Source organism: Pseudanabaena minima str. Chao 2107 (genome assembly GCF_051131155.1).
GTDB lineage: Bacteria > Cyanobacteriota > Cyanobacteriia > Pseudanabaenales > Pseudanabaenaceae > Pseudanabaena > Pseudanabaena minima.
The window spans coordinates 3,070,173-3,090,164 of the sequence record NZ_CP159508.1; the positions used below are offsets into that span (position 1 = coordinate 3,070,173).

17 protein-coding genes are annotated in these 19,992 nt (G+C 41.0%); 9 read left to right on the forward strand and 8 right to left on the reverse strand.

Annotated features, from left to right (window positions below; translation table 11 throughout):
* Positions 1-3: 3 nt before the first annotated feature.
* Positions 4-159 (reverse strand): hypothetical protein, encoded by a 156-nt coding sequence (locus ABM313_RS13925; protein WP_176453325.1) that lies wholly within the window; start codon positions 157-159, stop codon positions 4-6.
* 200 nt (positions 160-359) lie between these two features.
* Positions 360-1,958: a glycoside hydrolase family 57 protein gene (locus tag ABM313_RS13930; protein WP_434683796.1), complete on the reverse strand. Its 1,599-nt coding sequence runs from the start codon at positions 1,956-1,958 to the stop codon at positions 360-362.
* 1,301 nt (positions 1,959-3,259) lie between these two features.
* Between ABM313_RS13930 and ABM313_RS13935 the strand changes: the two genes are divergently transcribed.
* The 9 genes from ABM313_RS13935 to ABM313_RS13975 all read left to right on the forward strand — a co-directional run bounded on the left by ABM313_RS13935 (position 3,260) and on the right by ABM313_RS13975 (position 13,971).
* Positions 3,260-5,809, forward strand: coding sequence for a peptidoglycan DD-metalloendopeptidase family protein (locus ABM313_RS13935; protein WP_434683797.1), 2,550 nt, complete (start codon positions 3,260-3,262; stop codon positions 5,807-5,809).
* A gap of 213 nt (positions 5,810-6,022) precedes the next feature.
* Positions 6,023-7,027, forward strand: a complete 1,005-nt coding sequence (pheS, locus tag ABM313_RS13940; protein WP_434683798.1) for a phenylalanine--tRNA ligase subunit alpha — start codon at positions 6,023-6,025, stop codon at positions 7,025-7,027.
* 39 nt (positions 7,028-7,066) lie between these two features.
* A complete protein-coding gene (locus ABM313_RS13945) occupies positions 7,067-7,912 on the forward strand; it encodes an ABC transporter permease (protein WP_434683799.1) in 846 nt (281 codons plus the stop codon).
* Positions 7,913-8,038: 126 nt separating this feature from the next.
* Positions 8,039-9,298 (forward strand): ABC transporter ATP-binding protein, encoded by a 1,260-nt coding sequence (locus ABM313_RS13950; RefSeq protein ID WP_434688478.1) that lies wholly within the window; start codon positions 8,039-8,041, stop codon positions 9,296-9,298.
* A 16-nt stretch (positions 9,299-9,314) separates the two neighbouring features.
* Positions 9,315-10,205, forward strand: a complete 891-nt coding sequence (locus ABM313_RS13955; RefSeq protein WP_434683800.1) for an alpha-1,2-fucosyltransferase — start codon at positions 9,315-9,317, stop codon at positions 10,203-10,205.
* A gap of 57 nt (positions 10,206-10,262) precedes the next feature.
* A complete protein-coding gene (locus tag ABM313_RS13960) occupies positions 10,263-11,177 on the forward strand; it encodes a glycosyltransferase (RefSeq protein WP_434683801.1) in 915 nt (304 codons plus the stop codon).
* A 241-nt stretch (positions 11,178-11,418) separates the two neighbouring features.
* On the forward strand, positions 11,419-12,645 hold the full coding sequence (locus ABM313_RS13965) for a glycosyltransferase (RefSeq protein ID WP_434683802.1): 1,227 nt from the start codon (positions 11,419-11,421) through the stop codon (positions 12,643-12,645).
* A gap of 253 nt (positions 12,646-12,898) precedes the next feature.
* Positions 12,899-13,399, forward strand: coding sequence for a helix-turn-helix domain-containing protein (locus ABM313_RS13970; RefSeq protein WP_434683803.1), 501 nt, complete (start codon positions 12,899-12,901; stop codon positions 13,397-13,399).
* Between the two features lie 2 nt (positions 13,400-13,401).
* On the forward strand, positions 13,402-13,971 hold the full coding sequence (locus ABM313_RS13975; protein ID WP_434683804.1) for an IS630 family transposase: 570 nt from the start codon (positions 13,402-13,404) through the stop codon (positions 13,969-13,971).
* Positions 13,972-14,160: 189 nt separating this feature from the next.
* Here ABM313_RS13975 and ABM313_RS13980 read toward each other — a convergent pair whose 3' ends face one another.
* The 6 genes from ABM313_RS13980 to cpeB form a co-directional block, all read right to left on the reverse strand.
* On the reverse strand, positions 14,161-14,940 hold the full coding sequence (locus tag ABM313_RS13980) for a TIGR03943 family putative permease subunit (protein WP_434683805.1): 780 nt from the start codon (positions 14,938-14,940) through the stop codon (positions 14,161-14,163).
* A 129-nt stretch (positions 14,941-15,069) separates the two neighbouring features.
* Positions 15,070-16,263, reverse strand: coding sequence for a class I SAM-dependent methyltransferase (locus ABM313_RS13985; protein ID WP_434683806.1), 1,194 nt, complete (start codon positions 16,261-16,263; stop codon positions 15,070-15,072).
* Between the two features lie 89 nt (positions 16,264-16,352).
* A complete protein-coding gene (locus ABM313_RS13990; protein WP_434683807.1) occupies positions 16,353-16,961 on the reverse strand; it encodes a HEAT repeat domain-containing protein in 609 nt (202 codons plus the stop codon).
* 170 nt (positions 16,962-17,131) lie between these two features.
* Positions 17,132-18,397 carry a HEAT repeat domain-containing protein gene (locus ABM313_RS13995; protein WP_434683808.1) on the reverse strand — a complete coding sequence of 422 codons (1,266 nt, stop codon included), beginning with the start codon at positions 18,395-18,397 and terminating at the stop codon, positions 17,132-17,134.
* A 205-nt stretch (positions 18,398-18,602) separates the two neighbouring features.
* The gene (locus tag ABM313_RS14000; RefSeq protein WP_281005457.1) at positions 18,603-19,097 is read right to left on the reverse strand and encodes a bleomycin hydrolase; all 495 of its coding nucleotides are present in this window, start codon (positions 19,095-19,097) and stop codon (positions 18,603-18,605) included.
* Between the two features lie 73 nt (positions 19,098-19,170).
* Positions 19,171-19,728: a C-phycoerythrin subunit beta gene (cpeB, locus tag ABM313_RS14005; protein WP_281005456.1), complete on the reverse strand. Its 558-nt coding sequence runs from the start codon at positions 19,726-19,728 to the stop codon at positions 19,171-19,173.
* Positions 19,729-19,992 lie beyond the last annotated feature (264 nt).

The following is a 19,992-nucleotide window of genomic DNA, read 5'->3' on the forward strand; positions in this document are numbered from 1 at the left end:
TTTTTAATTTAAGCCTAGTTGCTTCATTTCTTGTTCGAGGACATTTAGTAATCCAGCGTCATTATTAGCACGAGCAACTTCCATACGGCGCTTGACCGAGGCTGACAGATTAGCTTTATGATTTGCAGCAGCTTCAGCCTTTCTTTGAAGAGTATTCATCGCTAATATCCTTTTAATTACATATTGTTTACATATAAGTACCATAACATATAATTATCAAAACGGTAGCATATGCTACTAACACTTTGTTAAATAAATGTAAAGAAAAAAGTCTTATACTGCAAAACTTTTTAGCAACCCCAAAAGAGAAAAGAGGCGCATTGCGCCTCTTTTCTCTTTTGGGGTTGCTACTAAATCAATTAGCCAGCAGTTAATGGTCGATAGGTTCTGTAATTAATGTCAGGGAATATATTGTCTATATATTCAATTTTCTCCAACCAACCAGCGTCAATTTTACCTGCCTCGATATCTTCAAATAGTTTCTCCAATCGCATTAAGTGCGATCGCGTCCTTCTAACCGCATAGGGAACCATTGTGCCAGTACGCATAATGAAAGCCCAATCAGAAGACTGTGCCAAAAGCAACTCGCGAGCAGCCTGATTTAAAGCTCTCCACTCCAGTTCATCCGCAGGTTCACGATAGGATAAGTGAATCATCCGTTCTGCACCTTTATGTAAATGCTGATAAACCCAAGCATTCGTCTCATTTAGCCAATATTCATGGAAACCCTTATAACCCCAACTAGATTGAGCAGGACGTGATACCTGCTGAGTGGGGTTACCGCGCAAATAATCAGCAAGATGTGTCATCTCAAAGGTAGTTTGATCGTAGTAGGACTTACGGATCAAAAAGTCAATAAACCAAGGACCTTCATACCACCAATGTCCAAACAACTCAGCATCGTAGGGAGATACCACAAGTGGCGGACGACCCATCATATTATGTAGATAGCCAACTTGCCTTTCACGGTTTTGCATGAAGTTTGTTGCATGTTCAGCAGCCTTTTCTTTTGCCCAGTAAGGATCGTAAAGCTGCTTCGCATCTAGCCCAAAATCACTTCCTGTAATGCGGTGATATTTGACACCTGTATTTTTACGCTGACCATTAGGCATGATAAACGGCTTGATGTATTCATACTCAGCTTCCCATCCTAAATCTTTGTAAAACTCCCGATAAACAGGATTTCCTGGATAACCGACCTTCGATGACCATACTTGCTGTGATGACTCATGATCACGAGCAAACGCAGCTACACCTGTTTCTGTAAAAACAGGCGCATATGTGCCAAACCGAGGTCGAGGCTGACCATACAAAATGCCATGTCCATCGGTCAGAAAATAGCGCAATCCTACATCCGCTAATAATCTCTCTAATCCGTCGTAATAAGCGCATTCTGGCAACCAAATTCCATTCGGTGCACGTCCAAATTCTTGGGTGTAATGTTCAACTGCAACTTCTAGTTGCGCCCAGACTGCCTCTGGATACATTTTCATCAGTGGCAGATAGCCATGAGTCGCTCCACAGGTAATGATTTCCAGATTATTTGTATCTTGAAATTGCTTAAACGCAGTTACTAGATCGCCACCGTATTTTTCCCAAGTTTCGCGAGTTTCGGCAAATTCTTTAACATAGTACTCAGCAAGATACTTGACATGACCATTGTGCTCATTGCGGATTACTTCAAGCTCAACCAATTGCTGTAACAAAGCCAGATGCTTATCATAACGTTCTTGCAGAAGAGGATCACGCAACATTGATACCAATGGCGGGGTCATGCTCATGGTCATTTTAAAATCAATACCATCTCGCCTCAGCCCCTCATATACTTTGATTAGGGGAATATAAGTCTCGGTGATCGCCTCATATAGCCATTCTTCTTCAAGTACGTAGTCGCTTTCAGGGTGGCGGACGTAAGGCAGGTGAGCGTGTAAGACCAGCGCGAGATATCCAATGCTCATAGATCTTCTTTTCCTAAAAAGTCTTTAAATTAGCCTATAGTGCTAAAAATGGCGGAATTTCAATATTTGGCAGACAAAGCTATATGCTGCCTATCCAGATATGAAAATCCATTCAATTAGTCTGACAACGGTTTTCGAGCAAATAAAGTACGTTAACCCTAATTTAAAGATGGGTAGAGTCTCAGTACTGTGGTTATGCTGGTAAAAGCTGCTATCTCTAAATGTGATTTCATTTTTTAAGGCATTTTTAAAGTAATTTTAAGCTATTGATGTACCCAATGTAATTATGTATACATCCTGATAATCGAGAGTAAATCACAGATAAAAATCCTCAACAGTAAAGAAGTAAGACGAATTAACAAAAATATGGCTTTATGCACTTTTATGCACTCGTCTTACTTCTAAAGCGATCGCCATCTATAGCGAGTTGTAATGCTTGGATGGTTGTGAGAGTGCGTCCCGAAAGGACTCTCTCACAACCTATTTAGGATGACTACATATGCATAATTAGCTTCTAGAAAGGGTTTCTAGAAGCTAAAACAGTAAAAGCCTCGCTTCGCAAGGCTTTTACTGTTTTAGCTTCTAAAATTTTGTAGCTTATACCGAACTCAAGTTATGTGTATCCACATTTATGGTTGCAATGTATAAAAATTAAGCACAAAAACCCATATGGAATTCAGATTAGCTTACCCCTCTATAACTCTAATCACATGCTCAATGTCTTAGTAAATTACCTACTGAGGATTTATTTTGTAAACTTTTTAAAGCAAATTGTTAAAAAAAGCTTACACAACAGAACAAATTAATTTAAAACGCTAGACGCAGTAAATAAGCGTAAAACAGAGATATTCGGAGCTAGCACCCATAGAAAACTATAATAACTGCTATTGCTATCTGCAGGTATGAGAGATACCTTAAGATCTCAAATTCAGCAAAATCATTTTGTAGACTCAAAAAAAACGATAACGGGGGAGAAGAGTTTTTCACAAAAACTATCTTTAGGTATATTTAATTACGAATTGATTTTCTACAGATTTTGCAAGATTATTTTACCAAACTGATGGTTGACAGATAGCTTTTATATATGCATCCAGCAGAAAACAGGGCTTGAATGCATAAAATCAAAGTTCCTGCTGTTCACCATGAACTTGTTTTAAGGAAAAAATCAAGGTAACTTATGATCTGTAATTGCTCCTTGCTGGGTTAATAATTTGCTAATTTAAATAGGCTCAATTATTTAACTCGCTTTATTCTCACACTTGATTTATCAGGAGCAAAGCTAGTTTAGAGGAGGCAGTTTTTTGAAAAAGATATCTTCCAAAGACGAGGATCTGACAACCAATGTTTCCCTGACATTGGGCGAAAAGATGACCTCTCTGAAGGTGCGTCGTTCGCTTGCAGTTTTGGGGTTTGCTCTATCCGCTGGAACTGTGGGGGTGTTGGTTAACCAACAGACAGCGAATAATAACCTCAAGGCTTCGCCTGTTGCTGCGTCATCTCGTACCTTGACTGATGTGATGGCACAAAATCAGGATCGCAAATACGAAATGGCAAGAACTGCGATCGCCTCAGGTACATGGGATCACTCCCAAGGAGTAATCGTCCATGAGGTGCGTGAAGATGAAACTTTATGGAAATTAACTCAAGTTTATCAAGTTGATGCGGCAGCGATCGCAGCTTCAAACAACATAAGTGCAAATACTGAATTGCAACCAGGCGCGAAGTTGGTAATCCCTCCTGTGAACGGCTTGGTTCACAAGGTTAAACCAGGCGATACTCTGGAAGCTATTTCTAGTTACTATAACGTTCCTAAGAACGAGATTATTAAGTTTACCTCCTTAACTTCTGGGGATTTCTTAGCGATTGATCAGCCTCTGGTGATTCCAGGCAATGTCTCGACCTTAATGCAAGTTAAAGAAGGTCATGTCAAAAGACAGTTAATGGCTGAGAAGGAGCGCTTAATGCAGCGTTTGCAAGAATTAGAAGGCAAAAAAGCTGTAGCTACCTTAGCTAGCAACAATTCCAAGTCAAATGTCGCTGAAAACTCCATTTCCAAGCAGCCCAAGTACACTTCCTACCGTGTTCAGAATGGCGACACGATCGAGACTATTGCTCGCCGTTACGGTATTACCCAAAAGTCAATCATTGAAGCAAATAAGCTAGAAAATCCTCAGTGGTTAGAGCTTAATCAAGAGTTAAAGTTACCTCAAGATCGCAATCTGCTAACGACTCAAACAATTGCCTCTTCTAATGAGAAGCCAATCAAGCAGATTCCATCTCCTGTAGCAACTTTGTCGGAGACTACCAGAGTTACGTCAAATTCTACTGCTAGAGAAATTGAGCCAGTAAGAGTTACGGCTGCAACACCAATGGTTTTACCAAAGGATACAGTCACAAAAATCGCAGCGGCTAACCGCGTTTCTCCTTGGGACGGTTTGATCCAACTAACTGGAGCTGAAACTTCCGCTAGTCTGCCAGTTGCTCCTGCTCAGGAACAGTCAGCTAGTTTGCAAACTAAGCCAACAGCTCTGCAGCCAAGTTTACCTGTTGCTGGTGAACCAGCAGTTAAAGTTGCTGTTGCTCTTTTCCCCTTTGCTCCCGATCAGCTATTGGGCGAGCTAGGTGGTTCTAACAATAAGAAAAATCCTGCGCTATCTTCGACAGCTCTTAACTTACCAGCTAGATCGATAGCTACACCATCAGTCCCTGCTGCTACTGCTGCTGAGCAGTACAGTAGTAACCGCTCAATTCCTCTCGAAGCTAATTCTTCTCAGCCAGTCGCTGAGCCTAGAATTCAATTCTCACCGAGAATTGCCGCAGCTTTGTCAGTTCCACAGATTCCTACAGCTCTAATCAAGGAACAGCGAGTCAGTCTAGGTAATGCTCCTGCGGAAACGGTGAATCAACCAGCAGCCGAACCAATTGCTAAGCCCGTACCTGTAGCTGCGATATCAACCCCGACTATTCCTGCTAATCGGGCGATCGAGCAAGGCAACACCACTAGTGGTGAGCCAATATCTGCGATCTCTCAACCCGCATCTGAGCCAAACGTCCAGATTCCTGCAAGGTTAGCAGCAAGCCTAGCACCTAAAGTTCCTGCTTCAGGGTCTGTTGACCAACAAGCGGCGATCATTACACAGCCAAATCAAGTGGCTTTATTGCCTGAACCTGAAGCAAGGATGACTTCTCTAGAAGTGAAGCGACTAGAGTCTGAAGTAGATCAACTCAATGCTAAAGTTCGTGACGCAGAAATCAAAGAAGCAGCACGTAGAGCCGAAGAAGCTCGTAAGTTAGAAGCAGCTAAGATTGCAGCCGCAAATTTAAATTCTTCCCCCAATCCCGATCGCAATTTTGACAGCAGTCGTAGTGCGATCGCCAACCCAGGAGATCGTTCAGGAATTTCTCCAGAGTTACCACAACTGACAGCCAGTGCTTACTTACCTGATGTCCAAGATTATGGACTATCAACAGGATTTATCTGGCCCGCCGACGGTGTATTTACATCTGGATATGGCTGGCGTTGGGGAAGGATTCATGCTGGTATTGACATCGCCGCACCTATTGGTACGCCTATTTTGGCAGCAGCATCAGGTGTTGTTGAGTACTCTCAGTGGAATGATGGTGGCTATGGCAATATGATCGATATTCGTCATGCTGACGGCACAATCACTAGATATGCCCACATGAATGCGCTGTATGTCAAAGAAGGTCAAACAGTTAGTCAAGGTCAGACAATTGGCGAGATGGGCAGCACTGGATTCAGTACAGGTCCTCACCTCCATTTTGAGATCCGTCCAAATGGCGGTAGCGCGATCGACCCAATGGCTTTCTTAGCTAGTGCTAGAAGATAAAGATTAAACCAGATCTTTTCAAAAAGCAGAGAGTTTGCTAGGCAAACTCCCTGCTTTTTGAATATATATTTTAGGCTCAAAAGCTAGAGACGACGCTTTGCGTCGTCTCTAGCTTTTGGGGATATACCAAGAAAATTGACCGATCGCCGCAGAGCTTGTATTTTTTCTGCTAAAGTTATGACAGCAAAAATTCTTCATAAATAGGAAACGTTGATGGCAACGGACTTAGAGAGCTTAACCGCTCAATTGCAATCTCTATCAGAACTCGCAACAAAATCAGTTGGAGATGTGCAAACTCCTGAAGAATTAGAACAGTTAAGGGTGGAGTACTTAGGAAAGAAAGGCACTCTCTCTCAAATTCTTGGTGCTATGGGTAAGCTATCTGCTGAAGAACGCCCTCAAGTTGGAGCGATCGCCAATCAAGTTAAGCAGACCTTGCAAACTCAGCTAGAAGAACGCAAAATTACAATCCAGCAATCAGTAATTGCTAAGCGTTTGGATGCCGAGACTCTTGATGTGACAATGCCAGGGATATTGAATTTTTATCAAGGTAGGCAGCACCCCATCCAAAGCACTATTGACCGTATGCTAGATATTTTAGTGGGCTTAGGTTTTACAGTTGCCCAAGGTCCAGAAATTGAGACTGATTATTATAACTTTGAAGCCCTCAATACCCCTGCTGATCATCCAGCCCGTGATATGGCAGATACTCTATATCTGAGTGATGGTAAATTGTTGCGATCTCAAACTTCCTCAGTGCAAATCCGCTATATGGAAGAAAACGAACCACCATTAAGAATTGCTTGTCCTGGGCGTGTTTATCGTAAAGATGACATTGATGCCACCCACTCGCCAATTTTCCATCAGATCGAGCTTTTAGCTGTAGAAGAAGGGTTAACATTTGGCGATCTTAAAGGCACTGTCAAAACCTTTGTCGAAGAACTTTTAGGAGACTGTCCAATTCGTTTTCGTCCTAGCTACTTCCCTTTCACTGAGCCATCTGCTGAAGTCGATGTAATGTGGAATGGACGATGGCTTGAACTTGGCGGCTGTGGGATGGTTGATCCTAACGTTTTTAAATCCGTCGGCTATGATCCTGAACTAGTCACTGGTTTTGCTTGGGGTTTTGGCGTAGATCGAGTTGCCATGGTTTTACATAAAATAGACGATATTCGCCGTTTATTTACAAGTGACTTACGCTTTTTACGTCAGTTCTAAATTTATGAGATTGCTACTTTCACTAAACTAACAAACACTATGAACGATCAAAATAGCGCCGCCCAAAAGGAACTCGTGATTGAAGCAGGTCGTACAGAAAAGCAATATTGGAAAGATTTGTGGCGATATCGAGAATTATTTTATTTTTTGGCTTGGCGCGACATTTTGGTTCGTTACAAACAAACGGCAATTGGTATTGCTTGGGCGCTGATTAGACCATTTTTGACAATGGTTGTATTTACCGTAATCTTTGGACAATTAGCAGACTTTCAGTCTAAGCAATCTGCACCTTATCCAATTTTAGTATTTGCGGGTATGCTTCCTTGGCAATTCTTTGCCAATGCTCTTAGTGAATGTAGCAATAGTCTAGTAGGTAACTCAAACCTTATCTCGAAAGTCTACTTCCCTCGACTGATTGTTCCAACAAGTGCAGTCATTGTTAGTTTTGTGGACTTCATGATTTCTGGCATCATTCTACTTGGTCTAATGGCATGGTATAACTTCATCCCAGACTGGCGTATTTTAACCTTGCCTGCATTTATCCTTATTGCTTTCGCTGCATCAATGGGCGTTGGTTTATGGCTAGCAGCCCTAACTGTGCAATATCGAGATTTTCGTTTCATCGTACCTTTTATAGTGCAGTTTGGTCTGTACATATCGCCTGTTGGGTTTAGCAGCAGTGTTGTTCCAGATAAATGGCGACTCATCTATTCTATAAATCCAATGGTCGGTGTGATTGATGGGTTTCGCTGGGCTATCCTTGGTGGAGAGTCAAATCTTTACATGCCAGGATTTTTACTCTCCTTAGGGCTTGTAATTTTACTGCTCTACAGTGGCATTTGGTATTTTAGAAGAATGGAACGAACATTTGCTGATGTGATTTAAGAAGGTCATCTCCTTATGGATGATTCTTTTAAATCAATAAACTTCAACTTTCTAAGTGAAAAACTTAAAATGTTTCATCACTTATCTAATCTAAATACGACACTATTATGGGAGATAAAGGAAATAATGTCTGAAGCTATTATTCAAGTAGAAAACCTAAGTAAGAAGTATGTTATCAATCATCAAAACTTGGGGCCGAATAGATCTCTTAGAGAAGCTATTAGTAATACGGCAAAGTCAATCGGCAAGAAACTTATCAATCATTCTGCGAAGGAAATTTCTAGCTCTACTAATGAAGAATTTTGGGCTTTAAAAGATGTTTCATTTGAAATTAATCAGGGAGATAGAGTTGGCATAATTGGTCGCAACGGCGCAGGCAAATCGACTCTGTTAAAAATTCTTAGTAGAATTACAGAACCAACTAAGGGGAAAATCAAGATTAAAGGAAGAGTAGCTAGTTTATTAGAAGTTGGAACAGGGTTCCATCCAGAATTGTCAGGAAGAGAGAATGTTTACCTAAATGGTACTATTCTTGGAATGAGTAGGATGGAAATCAAGAAAAAATTTGATGAGATCATTGACTTTGCTGAAATCGAAAAATTTCTAGACACACCTGTAAAGCGATATTCATCAGGGATGTATGTTCGTCTTGCATTCGCTGTTGCTGCCCATCTAGAGCCAGAAATTTTAGTTGTGGATGAAGTATTGGCAGTTGGGGATCTGAACTTTCAGAAGAAATGTTTAGGCAAGATGGAAAATGTTGCTGATGAAGGAAGAACAGTTCTATTCGTAAGCCATAATATGGCAGCTATTCGGAGATTATGCGATCGCGCAATTCTTCTAGAAAAAGGGAATGTAAAAATCAAAGGTGATGTCAGCGATGTTTTACACACTTATGTAGAAAGCAGTGATCACATACAATCTGTATACGACATACAACAACCAACCGAGCAAAATATTCCTGGCTATGCCTATAAGCTTACGGTTGAGGATGAATTCGGAGCACCAGTTTTATCGATCCCCGTGGGGAAGCCTTGGCAAGTCCGAGTTAACTTTAAAATCACCAAGAGAGTAGAAAGTTTTATAATTGCACTTGGGCTTATAACTAGTGATGAAGTTCCTTTACAAACTTCTTGGAGCATCCCTCATTCTTTATCACCAGGAGAATATCAAGCCGTTTTTCAAGAAAAAGTTATCTTATTAGGAACAGGGCGCTATTCTCTAGTAGTGGGTCTTTCAGAATCTAATCATACATTCCACTACGTTAGAGATGCTGGAGTTTTAGAGATTGCGGATTTTGCTGAAGGTATTGATCTCCCAGCAATTTCAGGAGTTGGCAGTATTCTTAATCCGATGAATATAGAAATCTCAAGCTTTAATCCATAAATACTCAGCAAATTTTATGATTATATTACGCTTAGATGGTGGGCTGGGAAATCAAATGTTTCAGTACGCGGCAGCGCGTAGGCTTTCTGAAAAACATTTGACATCTTTAAAGCTAGATCTTAGTTGGTTTGAGACTCAAAGACTTCGGCAGTATAGGTTGCGGTATTTTAACATTTGGGAGCATTTAGCCACTTCTCAGGAAATTACAACTCTCATAGGCAGGTCTACTTTCCATGAACAAATGTTTGCCAAGATTGGACGTAGACTGGGATTTAGACAATCAGTAGCAGGGTTTTACCAAAGAGGATTAGTTCTTAAAGAAAACCAGTTCCATTTCGATCCACATGTTCTAAATGCACCTTACCATGTTTATATGGAGGGATTTTGGCAGTCTGAAAAATATTTCTCAGATATCGCTGATATTTTAAGACAAGAGTTCACTCTAAAATACCCGCATACTTCAATATTTCCCCAAATACTAGACGCAATTAATAATACAAGTTCTGTATCTCTACATGTGCGTCGAAGTGATTATGTCAATGATCCGAATAATAGAATTCTGAGTGCTTGTGACTTAAATTACTACAAAAGAGCGATCGCCTATATCTCTGAACATATTACTAACCCACATTTTTTTGTTTTTTCAGATGATCCTGATTGGGTTAAACAGAACTTAAGTATTGAATTCCCCATCACCTTAGTTAGTGACCACAACTTCCCAGACTATGAAGAGCTAAGTCTCATGGGCAAGTGTCAGCATAACATTATCGCCAATAGTTCCTTTAGTTGGTGGGGTGCATGGCTTAACTCTAAAAAAAATAAAACTGTTGTTGCTCCAGCTAAGTGGTTCAATAATAACGATTTTAATACAAAAGACTTAATACCTGAAACATGGATTAAGTTATAGTTTGATCAGCTTATAGTACTATTTTGCTATCACATATACCAATCAAGTAAGTATGCAATGAAACCAGTAATTAGTGTTATTATTTGCGCCCACAACCCTCGACGTGAATATATAGAGAGAGTACTAAAAGCCCTTGAAACCCAAACCTTACCTCTAGAACAATGGGAATTATTGCTAGTAGATAATGCAAGCAATAAATTACTTTCTTCAGAGCTAAGCCTCAACTGGCATCCTAACGCGCGTCATATTAGAGAAGAGAAGCTAGGTTTGACATCTGCTCGGCTATGTGGAATTACGGAAGCCAAAGCTGACACACTAGTATTTGTAGATGACGATAATGTATTAGATCTAGATTACCTTGAGGTTGTCTTGAGAATTAGTAATAACTTTACATTCATTGGTGCTTGGGGTGGGCAGATTAGACCTGAATTTGAGGAAACACCACCAGAATGGACAAAATCTTACTGGTGGATGCTAGCCATTAGAGAGTTTGAGTATGATAAGTGGTCTAATGTAGTACATTCCTATGAGACAGTACCATGTGGGGCGGGCATATGTGTTCGGAAGATAGTAGCTAACAAATACCTAGAGTTAGTTAGAAGTAATTCAAAACGTAACCTCCTTGGGCGAAAAGGACAGCAAATGACAAGTTCTGAAGATTTAGATCTGGCATTTACAGCTTGTGATCTGGGTTTAGGAACAGGACAGTTTACAGGTTTAAAGCTCACACATCTAATGCCCAGTAGTCGCTTTCAGGAAAAATATCTACTCGCATTAGCCGAAGCAATTAGTTATTCAATGCCCATCATGGAATCTTTTCGGGGGAAACTCCCAGTCAAACCCCAACTATCATGGAGAAGTAAGTTGCTCAACTATTACTTTTTCTGGCGAATGAGTCCCAGAGACAGACGTTTTAGTAAAGCTTTTGACAAAGGCAGAGATTTAGCTTTGCAAGAATTACTAAATAACTAAATAAAATAGCAGAATAATCTGTGAGAAGAGTTTTCTCTAGTTACATAACTCTCTATTTCAGAGGAGAAAAGCTTTACTGTAAAGAAAATTCACTGACTGATTTTTTTGTTGAACTTTTATTCAGCTATTCTATAAATGACCTCTACCCAGTAATAGCAATTTCAAACATTGCTATTTACTTACAAGTTAAAGAGATCTGCTATATAGACTTTGATATTTTGATTTTTCATGGGTACAAGTGGTGAAAATAGCAATTGTAAGCAAATCAGATCGTATTGGTGGTGGCGCTAGCCGTGTCGCAGAAGATTTAGCGATTTGGTTGAATGAGTCTGGATATAGAGCCGATCATTTTATTGCTTTTGGAAATAAAGAACCATATCCCTTTCAGAAAAGTTTGTATGGCGAAGAGCTAACAAAAAAAATCTGCCACAAAGCTCATTTTTTGACCAATAAATTTGGATTTAAAGAGCTTTTACCAGTCGAATATTGGCTTAATCTCAAATATCATCTGAAGAATTATGACATTATTCATTTTCATGATTTGTTTATGTCTATTTCACCCTTAACCTTAGCTTTAGTTGCTCAAAAAAAACCAACTTTTTTTACAGTCCATGACTATTCACCTTTTACAGGTGGTTGTCTTTATCCTTCAGGATGCGAAAAATTTGCCAGCCATTGCTATCAATGCCCTCAACTATCCCAAGTTGGCTGGAAAAACAAAATACGTGATCGCACCAAAGAAATACAATCGATTAAGAAATGGTTAGCACATCAATTTCCTATCCAATATATTTTTCCAAGTTCATGGATTGCTCAAGAAGCTCAAAAAGCTCTAGATTACAAAATTGCACCTCAAGTTATTTATCATGGACTAGACTTAAGTGTTTTCTCTTCCCAAACAAAGTCTGAGGCAAAGCAATCTTTAAACATTCCTGAAGATCGATTAGTAGTAGTAGTAACAGCCCATTTTCTGCAAGATCCACGTAAAGGAATTAAATTTGCGCTTGCTGCTTTACAAAGTGTAAGTGATCTTAATCCTTTAGTTTTATTAGTAGGTTTTGCAGATGAAGAATTACGCAATTCTCTGGCTGGGCTGGAAGTGAAAGAAATGGGTTTTATCGCTCAACCTAAAGACTTGGCACAAGCTTACTTAGCCGCAGATATAATGCTTTTTTGCTCACTGGAAGAAATCTTTGGTTTAACTGTAATTGAAGCAATGGCATCTTCGACAATTGTGATTGGGTTTGCCACAGGAGGAGTTCCAGAAATAATTCAAACTGGGCGAAATGGTGTTTTAGTTGAACCAAGAAATCAGGAAGCTCTCAATCAAGCTTTACGTCAAACAATGCTCTCAAATAGAATAGGGGAAATGGCTCGGCAAGCAAGAATTGATGTAGAAAACAACTTTTCTAAATCTAAGTTTTTAGAAAATCATTTACAGATCTATCAAAAGTCTCTCAATAAATAGATATAGCAGTCCTATATCATTTGTGAATTTTTTTGGTTTGTGGAAGGGCACCCCAATAGGGTGTCCTTCCACAAACCATTTAGGATTGCTATAGATATAGCAATGTAAGTTTTGCTTAGGACATAAAACCAAAACACAAAATAGCATAGCCATTTTGTGTTTTTAAAACCCTTACTGGGTTTGTTTTTTATACCAAAACACAAAGAAGAGGCAACAGATGATATAAGAGAAAAAGGAGAAAGAGGATAACAAAATGGCAGGGGTATATAGATTAGAAATAAGTGAAAGCGAAGAAGAGCTAAAAGAGATGCTAGGGCGGCAGAAAACAGGCTCAGATAAAGAACGAGTGCAAGTATTGTACTTACTGAAAAGCAAGCAAGCTGGCACAGTGCAAGCCGCCGCTCAACTAATCGGGAGAAACCGTAGCACAGTGCAAGAGTGGATCAGAGGATATCGAGAGGGAGGAATAGCAGGAATACTAAGCCATAAACCAAGAGTAGGCAGAATACCCAAAATCCCAGATTGGGCGCAAAAAGCACTGGACAAACAACTGCAACAGGAAAAAGGATTTAATAGCTACGGAGAGATACGACAATGGCTACAGGAAAAACTAGGAATCGAAAGTACCTATAAAAATGTGCATGACTTGGTGCATTACCGAATGAAGGCAAAACCAAAGGTAGCCCGTCCCTATAGCGCCAGTCAAAACCAAGGGCAACGCGAGGAATATAAAAAAAACTCTCGGATAACCTAGCCATGGTGGCATGGTATGCCGTGACCGTGTTGGGATTAACGGGAAAAGTCCGATTCTTTTGTCAAGACGAAACAAGGATTGGTTTGAAAACCATCAGTGGTCGTAAAATAACGGCTCGTGGGGTCAAACCCAAGGCAAAAGTCCAGTGGCAGTTTCAGGCTACATGGTTATACGGCATCGTCGAACCTGCGACGGGAGAAAGCTTTTTCTATGAATTTAGTCATCTCAACACTGACTGTTTTCAAATATTTCTAGACCTTGTATCAGAGAAATTTGCAGACAGCATAATTATCTTGCAAGTTGATCAGGCTGGTTGTCATCGGGCTAAGCGTTTACGATTACCTCACAATATCATTTTGATATTTCAGCCTGCTCATTCTCCAGAATTAAACCCAATTGAGCGGGTTTGGCTACATTTGAAGCAAGGGTTGAGATTTTCTTTACCCAAAAATATGGATGAGTTGCGGCTTTTGGTCAAGAATCGTCTCTCCGAAATGACTAAATCTGTAATTGCTTCTCTTGTCGGTAGAGATTCCATACTGGATGCTCTATCTGTTGCCTCTCTTTTGTGATTTGGTATTAATTCACAAAAGTGTTGCCACACCTTCGTGAATTGGTATAAAACCAAAAAGATAAGTAGCAGTGCTTCGCGCTGCTACTTATCTTTTTGGTTTTGATTTGTCCTATCTATCTCTTGCGTTGCTATAGCAAAACATAAAATGTCTATGCCATTAGCTACGCTATTTTGTGTTTTGTAATGATTAATAGTCGTAGGGGTTTTTTGGCTCAGCGATCGCTGTGATATTACTTGCCACAATTACAACTTGGCGTTTGCCATCTTTAATATCTACATCAGCTTGACCTTCAATTTGTAACCACTTATCGGGTGGGTAATTAGCACGACTTTCCGCAATTTTGACTGGCAGACTCACAGGATAAACATCGGCAGCACAACAGGTAATCACAAATCTCGTAATCAGAAACATATTGTCTGGCTGATCAGGTGCATGGACAACAAAGCCTGTAAGTTTTACCTTTTGTCCTTTATATGCGTCAGGCTCAGGATAGGCACTGATCGTGCGTACCCATTCTACGAGAGTGCGCTCTTCGGGACGGTTGCTAGCACGAAATGACTGAGGAATAGTTCTGGCATCAGCAATATTGTCGATAACACCCCGATGAATTGCTTTTTCACTAGTGAATGGTCGTGGGTTAATAAACAAAGAAATGATCGCTACAATCAAAAGCAAACTACTACTTAAAGATGGCTTAATCAATGTCACATGTTGTTGGTTATTGGTATAGCCTTGTCGCCGTTTTGATACTCGCCACGCTTCTGCAATCCCAACAATAGTTAGTCCGAGACCTGCAATTATGGTTAGGGGAATGTAGTTAGGATGGATTAAAAGATATAACTGTCCCGCCAGCCATAACTTCAGAAGCGTAATTCCCCAAGCTAAGATTGCACAAGATTCTAGCCAAGGTAAAAACTTCTGCCAATATGTCTGTATTTGTGAAGAATTAGCGGATCGAGATGGCATAGGGCAAGATTACAAATTTTTTACTCGTTTGGATCTTAGCTTTGTTTATACGGGTAAGCAAAATTAAAAGCTAACTCCAAGAACTATTTTGCCTTTATTGCAGGCAAAATAGTTCTTGGAGTTTAGTTGTTATGCTCTCAAAAGAATAATTTGTTGTTTTTGGAGCGATCGCACATCATCTAAACTCGCCTCAACGGACTGCAAAATTTGGGCAACTGTTTGCTGTTTAGTTTGATTCTCATCACAAGCTAGTAGGAACTTCCATTCTGTATCACTAATTCTGGCAAGTTGATAATTATAATCAAAGAAATTCGGACTATCCTTCCATCCATAGATACAGGGACTAGGCTCAGGAATCGCGGCTAGTAGCTCTGCGTCAACTTGCCAAGTTTGTTTAGGAATGGGAGGACGTGCTAAAAAGAACTCGTAATGGGAAATTGTGTGCGGATCGAGAACTTCAATCAGGCGATAGCGTTCACGTTCGGTGAGATGTTGCGATCGCGCGATTAAGTCGGGAGCTTTACCAATCAAGCGATCTAAATCCCATACCTGTGGATTTGAGAAGCCGAGAAATTCTAAGCCCGATGCATCAATTAATTCAAATAGAGTATTAACGTTGTAATCAATCTCTTGAGGATGCACATACATATCCGCAAAACAAGCATCCTGCGTATTTTCCATTTCCCAACGTTCTTTCTCGCGACGGCGGAGAGCATTAGTTTCAGGCAGATTGGCAAATATCTCTCTACCAATTTTTACGCCATCGACATAATCACCGCGCTTGTCACCTTGCAATAAAGCGATCGCCTCCTGCATCAAGCGAATTTCCCAACGCCCTAACTCACCATAGACAAAAATATGTAGCAATCCCCCAGGAGCGAGCTTATTGGCAAGGGCTTGAATGCCACGAATCGGATCGGAGGTATGGTGTAACACTCCCACTGAGTTAATGAGATCAAATTCTCCTTCGAGTTGATCGGCATCAAACAAGCTGAGATGATGGAACTCAGCTCTGGTCGCTCCCGATCTTTTACAACGCTCTTTGGCGACGGCAAGGGTTCCCTCGCTGAGATCAATCCCAACTACGGCTGCTTCAGGATTAAGATGCACTAGATATTCTGTACTTACGCCCGATCCACAACCAGCGTCAAGAATCCGAATATTATCTGTATCAGGTTTTTGCCCAGTACAAAAGCTATAGGCAGCTTGCCAATTCCAACGCCAGTTATACCCTGGAGGTGGCTCGTCTAAGATGGGTTCGGGTGGAAAAGGATAGGTATTGTAGAGACTTGCTACGGCGGCGCTAACCTTGGGATCGGACATAGATATTTTTTAGAATTGTTTTATTATCGGTTTAATATTTTAGGGTTAATTTAGACCACATCTTGGTATTTTTATTACTCGAAATCACCTTAATTCCTCTTAAACCCTGTCACCATCTCTAATCTGGATATGGCACTAGTCGCAGTTTCCCGCACATAGGAATCCGCCGCCTCATCGTTAATGATGGCTTGTAACACGTCAATCCCACGGCTATCACCAGTCGAAGCGATCGCATTGACCAACGAAACCGCCAAAGCAGGATTTTCAGTTGTTTGTAAAGCCTCAATCAACAGATGTACTACTGGCGCACCGATCTCGCCCATTGCCATTACTGCTGCGATATTTACCACAGGATTTGGATCTTGTAATGCTGACCTTAAGCCTTGCACACCCTCATCGGACAAAGGCTCATCAGGATGACAAATTACGACTTGGGCTAAAGCTTTTGCCGCACTACTTCGCACGGTCATATTGTCGCTATTTAGCAAAGCCGTAACTAAAGGCGTTACTGTCTCATGACCGATCGCGCCCAAAGTTTTGACAGCGGCTCGACGATAGGTAGTGTCTTCTTCATCAAGCAATGCCATTAATCTATTAATTACCTCGGCATCGTAATTGTCAGCAATTCCCCACATTGCTTGATTGCGGACGTTGGGGTTGGGGTGTTTTAGTTGCTGGAAAAAGGTTTCGGTGGACATGGTGATTGGTGATTGGTGATTGGTAATTGGTAATTGGATTTGGCTTTTAGCTTTTAGCTGTTGGCTTTTAGCTATTGGCTTTTATGAAGATTGAAAAAGTTTCACTTTTCCATCTTTTGCTACAACCTTTATTGACTAATCTAAAAAAGCTAACAACTAACAGCTAACAGCTAACAGCCATTAGCTTTCTCACGAATTAATAAATCGCTATCGTTGGCAAGTACTTCGTAGCCGCTGCGATCACCAAGTTTTTCTAAGGCTAGTAGAGAGGCATATTTGAGATCCCAGATTTGGGCGGTGAGACAGGATTGGATTTCGGGGATGGCTCTTGGGTCACCAATTTCAGCTAGGGCGATCGCGGCGGCGGCACGGGATTTTTGAAATTGGGGTTGTTTATTGTGCAGAGCTTCAATTAATAGATCATATGCAGGAGCATGTTTCAGCCAACCAAAGAGCTTCATGACGTGGAAATGAGCACCATAGTCGTTTTTGGCTTCTTGCTCATAGGCGGCAAATAGAGCTGCTGGCGCAGCTTCGGCATAGTTCTCTAAAATTGTTTTAATTGCTGTGTAGCACCGTCCAAAATCAGTTTCATACAGTTCGTGGATTAGGAAGGACAAGTCTGGTAGTGTGTCGTAGCTATGGACAAGGGATAGTGAATTTGGGTGATCGATTAAAGATTTTTCGAGGTAGGGTTGAATGTCTGTAAAGGTGATTTCTCCTTCTTGGATTCCTGCTTCGCCTAACATGCGAATGCCGCGCAGTCGAAATACTAGAGATACAGGGCAACGGGAAATCTCAGGAATTGAGGCGTAATAATTAGCATCAATTAAATCTTGAATCGATAAGCGTCGGGCAATTACGTTGCGATTTTGCAGCAGGGCAACAATCTGACCCATTTGTGAAAAGTCTCGATTTAGCCGACAGAGAGCCGTAATAGCTGCGCTGGAAATTGGCAGGCTTTCATCGGTGGTGAATGGTTGAATCTTAGCGATCGCAGGTTTGTAATCTAATTTCGCTAAAGTCTGGATGATCACGCGATAGGTCTGTGCTTCTCTATCCAGTAATTGCGTAATTTCTTGCAGAATCTCAGGATCTTCCGTCCCGATTTCACCGATCGCCCAAACTGCATTCTCTACCATGTAGCAATCTGGATCAGATAAGCATTCTCGAATGATGGGCAAAGCTGCGGTTGCCTGAAGCCTACCTAAAGTTTCCACAGCCTTCCGCCGCACAATCCGATTCTCCATTTCAGGATCGGTTTGTTGAATTGCTCTAATTAAAGCGGCGATCGATTTCTCAGAATTAAAATTAACCAAATGCGAAGCAGCAATATAGCGTGAATCATCTTCGCTTATTTGGTTTTGAGGCGTATCTAAAATGGCGATCGCCTGATCTTCTGTCAAGTTAAAAAAACTATAAAAGCGTTTATCCATATTTTCTTTGGCTGTTAGCCGTTAGCCTTTAGCTGCTAGCTAATTAGAGACTCGGTTAATAAAATACAAAAAGTAAACCCAGAAGTACTAGGATTCTACCTTTTGAAGGAAGAAATTCACTTTGAACTTCTGGGCTTACATAATTAATCAATTCAGCTAAAAGCTAATTGCTAAAAGCTAATTGCTAAAAGCTAATCGCTAAAAACTAGGAGAGAGAGTTGATTGCGTAGTCGAGCAATGCATTGTACTCGGTCAAAGCTTGAGGAGACAAGTCACGAGGAGAGCAACCACGGTTACGAGCGTAGCTCAATGCTTCAACATAAGGAGCGGTAGGCAAGCCCAAAGAGCGATATACTTCACGCTGACCTGCAATACCCCACTCATCCAAAGGACCAGTACCACCAACAACGAGGCTGTACTGAATCAAACGAAGGTAGTGCTTGATGTCACGAGCGCACTTTGCCTTGAAAGTATCAGTGGAGTTTGCTTCACCTGCATTGTTCAAGTAAGGATACTTCTTGATTGCAGCATCATAAGCTTCTTTAGCAACTGCATCAATATTATTCGCGAGCTTTTCAGCAGCTTCCAAGCGAGCAGCAGCGCGTTGAATGGAACCTTGTACTGATTCTAGGTCAGAGGTGCTAGGGAAACGACCTGCTGCATCGGCAGCAGAAATAACTGTGGTAACAACGGATTTCATTTATTAAATCTCCAAACTGGATTCTTTTTATACTGTTAGCTTTCTGTTAATGTTTATGAGCAATTAGCAAAGACTAGCTCAGTGCTGCGATGACGCGATCAAAGTATCCAGCAGCTTCAGCAGCGATGCTAGCGCAACGATCTTCTACTAGAGGAGTTTCGTTCTTGCGATACTTAGCTCCTGCTCTAGCTTCAGTGTTGGTTCCTTGGATGTGTGCTACAGCAATCGCTTTGAGGATTTGTACTGCACGGATGGTAGAAGTTGTGGGGACTCCAAGTGCAGAGTAGGTTTCTTTCAAACCATTCAAAGCGCGATCATCCAATACGGAAGAATCACCAGCCAACAAAGCATAGGTGACATAACGGAGGATGATTTCGGTGTCGCGTAAGCAAGCAGCAAAGCGACGGTTAGGATATAGGTTTCCACCAGCTTGGATTAAGCCTTGGTTTTCGCAAACGATACCTGCGATTGCATCGGAAACTGCACAGCTTGCATTGCTGGCGATCGCATTTACTGCGTCTAGGCGGCGGTTACCGCTAGCTACGAATGCTTTAAGAGCATTGATATCACTTACTACTGAAGTGCTAGCATCGGCTGTAACTACAGCTCTAGAAAAAGCGTCAAGTGGCATTTCGCTCTCCTTATAAATTAGTTATCTTATTAAAACGTTGTTTTTTTGCTTGTGTCATTCACAAGACATATAGAACATAAAAGATGAAGGTAGAGCTAGTCTCAACTATTAGAAACTAAGTAACATTCCTTAACAACTCCAGCAAAAATCTTGTTGTCAAACCCAAATAATTTTTAAAAGCCCTGCAAAGCAAGGCTTTTAAAAATTATTTGGGTTTGATTGCGATCGCCAAAGGTGTCAGGATATAAACCCAAAATAGATTGG

What these genes read in the sequence shown, in the direction of transcription:
- cpeB (WP_281005456.1), bottom strand. Translation starts at nt 19,728, where the DNA reads ATGCCACTTGACGCTTTTTCTAGAGCTGTAGTTACAGCCGATGCTAGC.
- ABM313_RS13970 (WP_434683803.1), top strand. Translation starts at nt 12,899, where the DNA reads ATGGCAGGGGTATATAGATTAGAAATAAGTGAAAGCGAAGAAGAGCTA.
- ABM313_RS13980 (WP_434683805.1), bottom strand. Translation starts at nt 14,940, where the DNA reads ATGCCATCTCGATCCGCTAATTCTTCACAAATACAGACATATTGGCAG.
- pheS (WP_434683798.1), top strand. Translation starts at nt 6,023, where the DNA reads ATGGCAACGGACTTAGAGAGCTTAACCGCTCAATTGCAATCTCTATCA.
- ABM313_RS13975 (WP_434683804.1), top strand. Translation starts at nt 13,402, where the DNA reads ATGGTGGCATGGTATGCCGTGACCGTGTTGGGATTAACGGGAAAAGTC.
- ABM313_RS13990 (WP_434683807.1), bottom strand. Translation starts at nt 16,961, where the DNA reads ATGTCCACCGAAACCTTTTTCCAGCAACTAAAACACCCCAACCCCAAC.
- ABM313_RS13950 (WP_434688478.1), top strand. Translation starts at nt 8,039, where the DNA reads ATGTCTGAAGCTATTATTCAAGTAGAAAACCTAAGTAAGAAGTATGTT.
- ABM313_RS13995 (WP_434683808.1), bottom strand. Translation starts at nt 18,397, where the DNA reads ATGGATAAACGCTTTTATAGTTTTTTTAACTTGACAGAAGATCAGGCG.
- ABM313_RS13925 (WP_176453325.1), bottom strand. Translation starts at nt 159, where the DNA reads ATGAATACTCTTCAAAGAAAGGCTGAAGCTGCTGCAAATCATAAAGCT.
- ABM313_RS13930 (WP_434683796.1), bottom strand. Translation starts at nt 1,958, where the DNA reads ATGAGCATTGGATATCTCGCGCTGGTCTTACACGCTCACCTGCCTTAC.
- ABM313_RS14000 (WP_281005457.1), bottom strand. Translation starts at nt 19,097, where the DNA reads ATGAAATCCGTTGTTACCACAGTTATTTCTGCTGCCGATGCAGCAGGT.
- ABM313_RS13985 (WP_434683806.1), bottom strand. Translation starts at nt 16,263, where the DNA reads ATGTCCGATCCCAAGGTTAGCGCCGCCGTAGCAAGTCTCTACAATACC.
- ABM313_RS13960 (WP_434683801.1), top strand. Translation starts at nt 10,263, where the DNA reads ATGAAACCAGTAATTAGTGTTATTATTTGCGCCCACAACCCTCGACGT.
- ABM313_RS13955 (WP_434683800.1), top strand. Translation starts at nt 9,315, where the DNA reads ATGATTATATTACGCTTAGATGGTGGGCTGGGAAATCAAATGTTTCAG.
- ABM313_RS13945 (WP_434683799.1), top strand. Translation starts at nt 7,067, where the DNA reads ATGAACGATCAAAATAGCGCCGCCCAAAAGGAACTCGTGATTGAAGCA.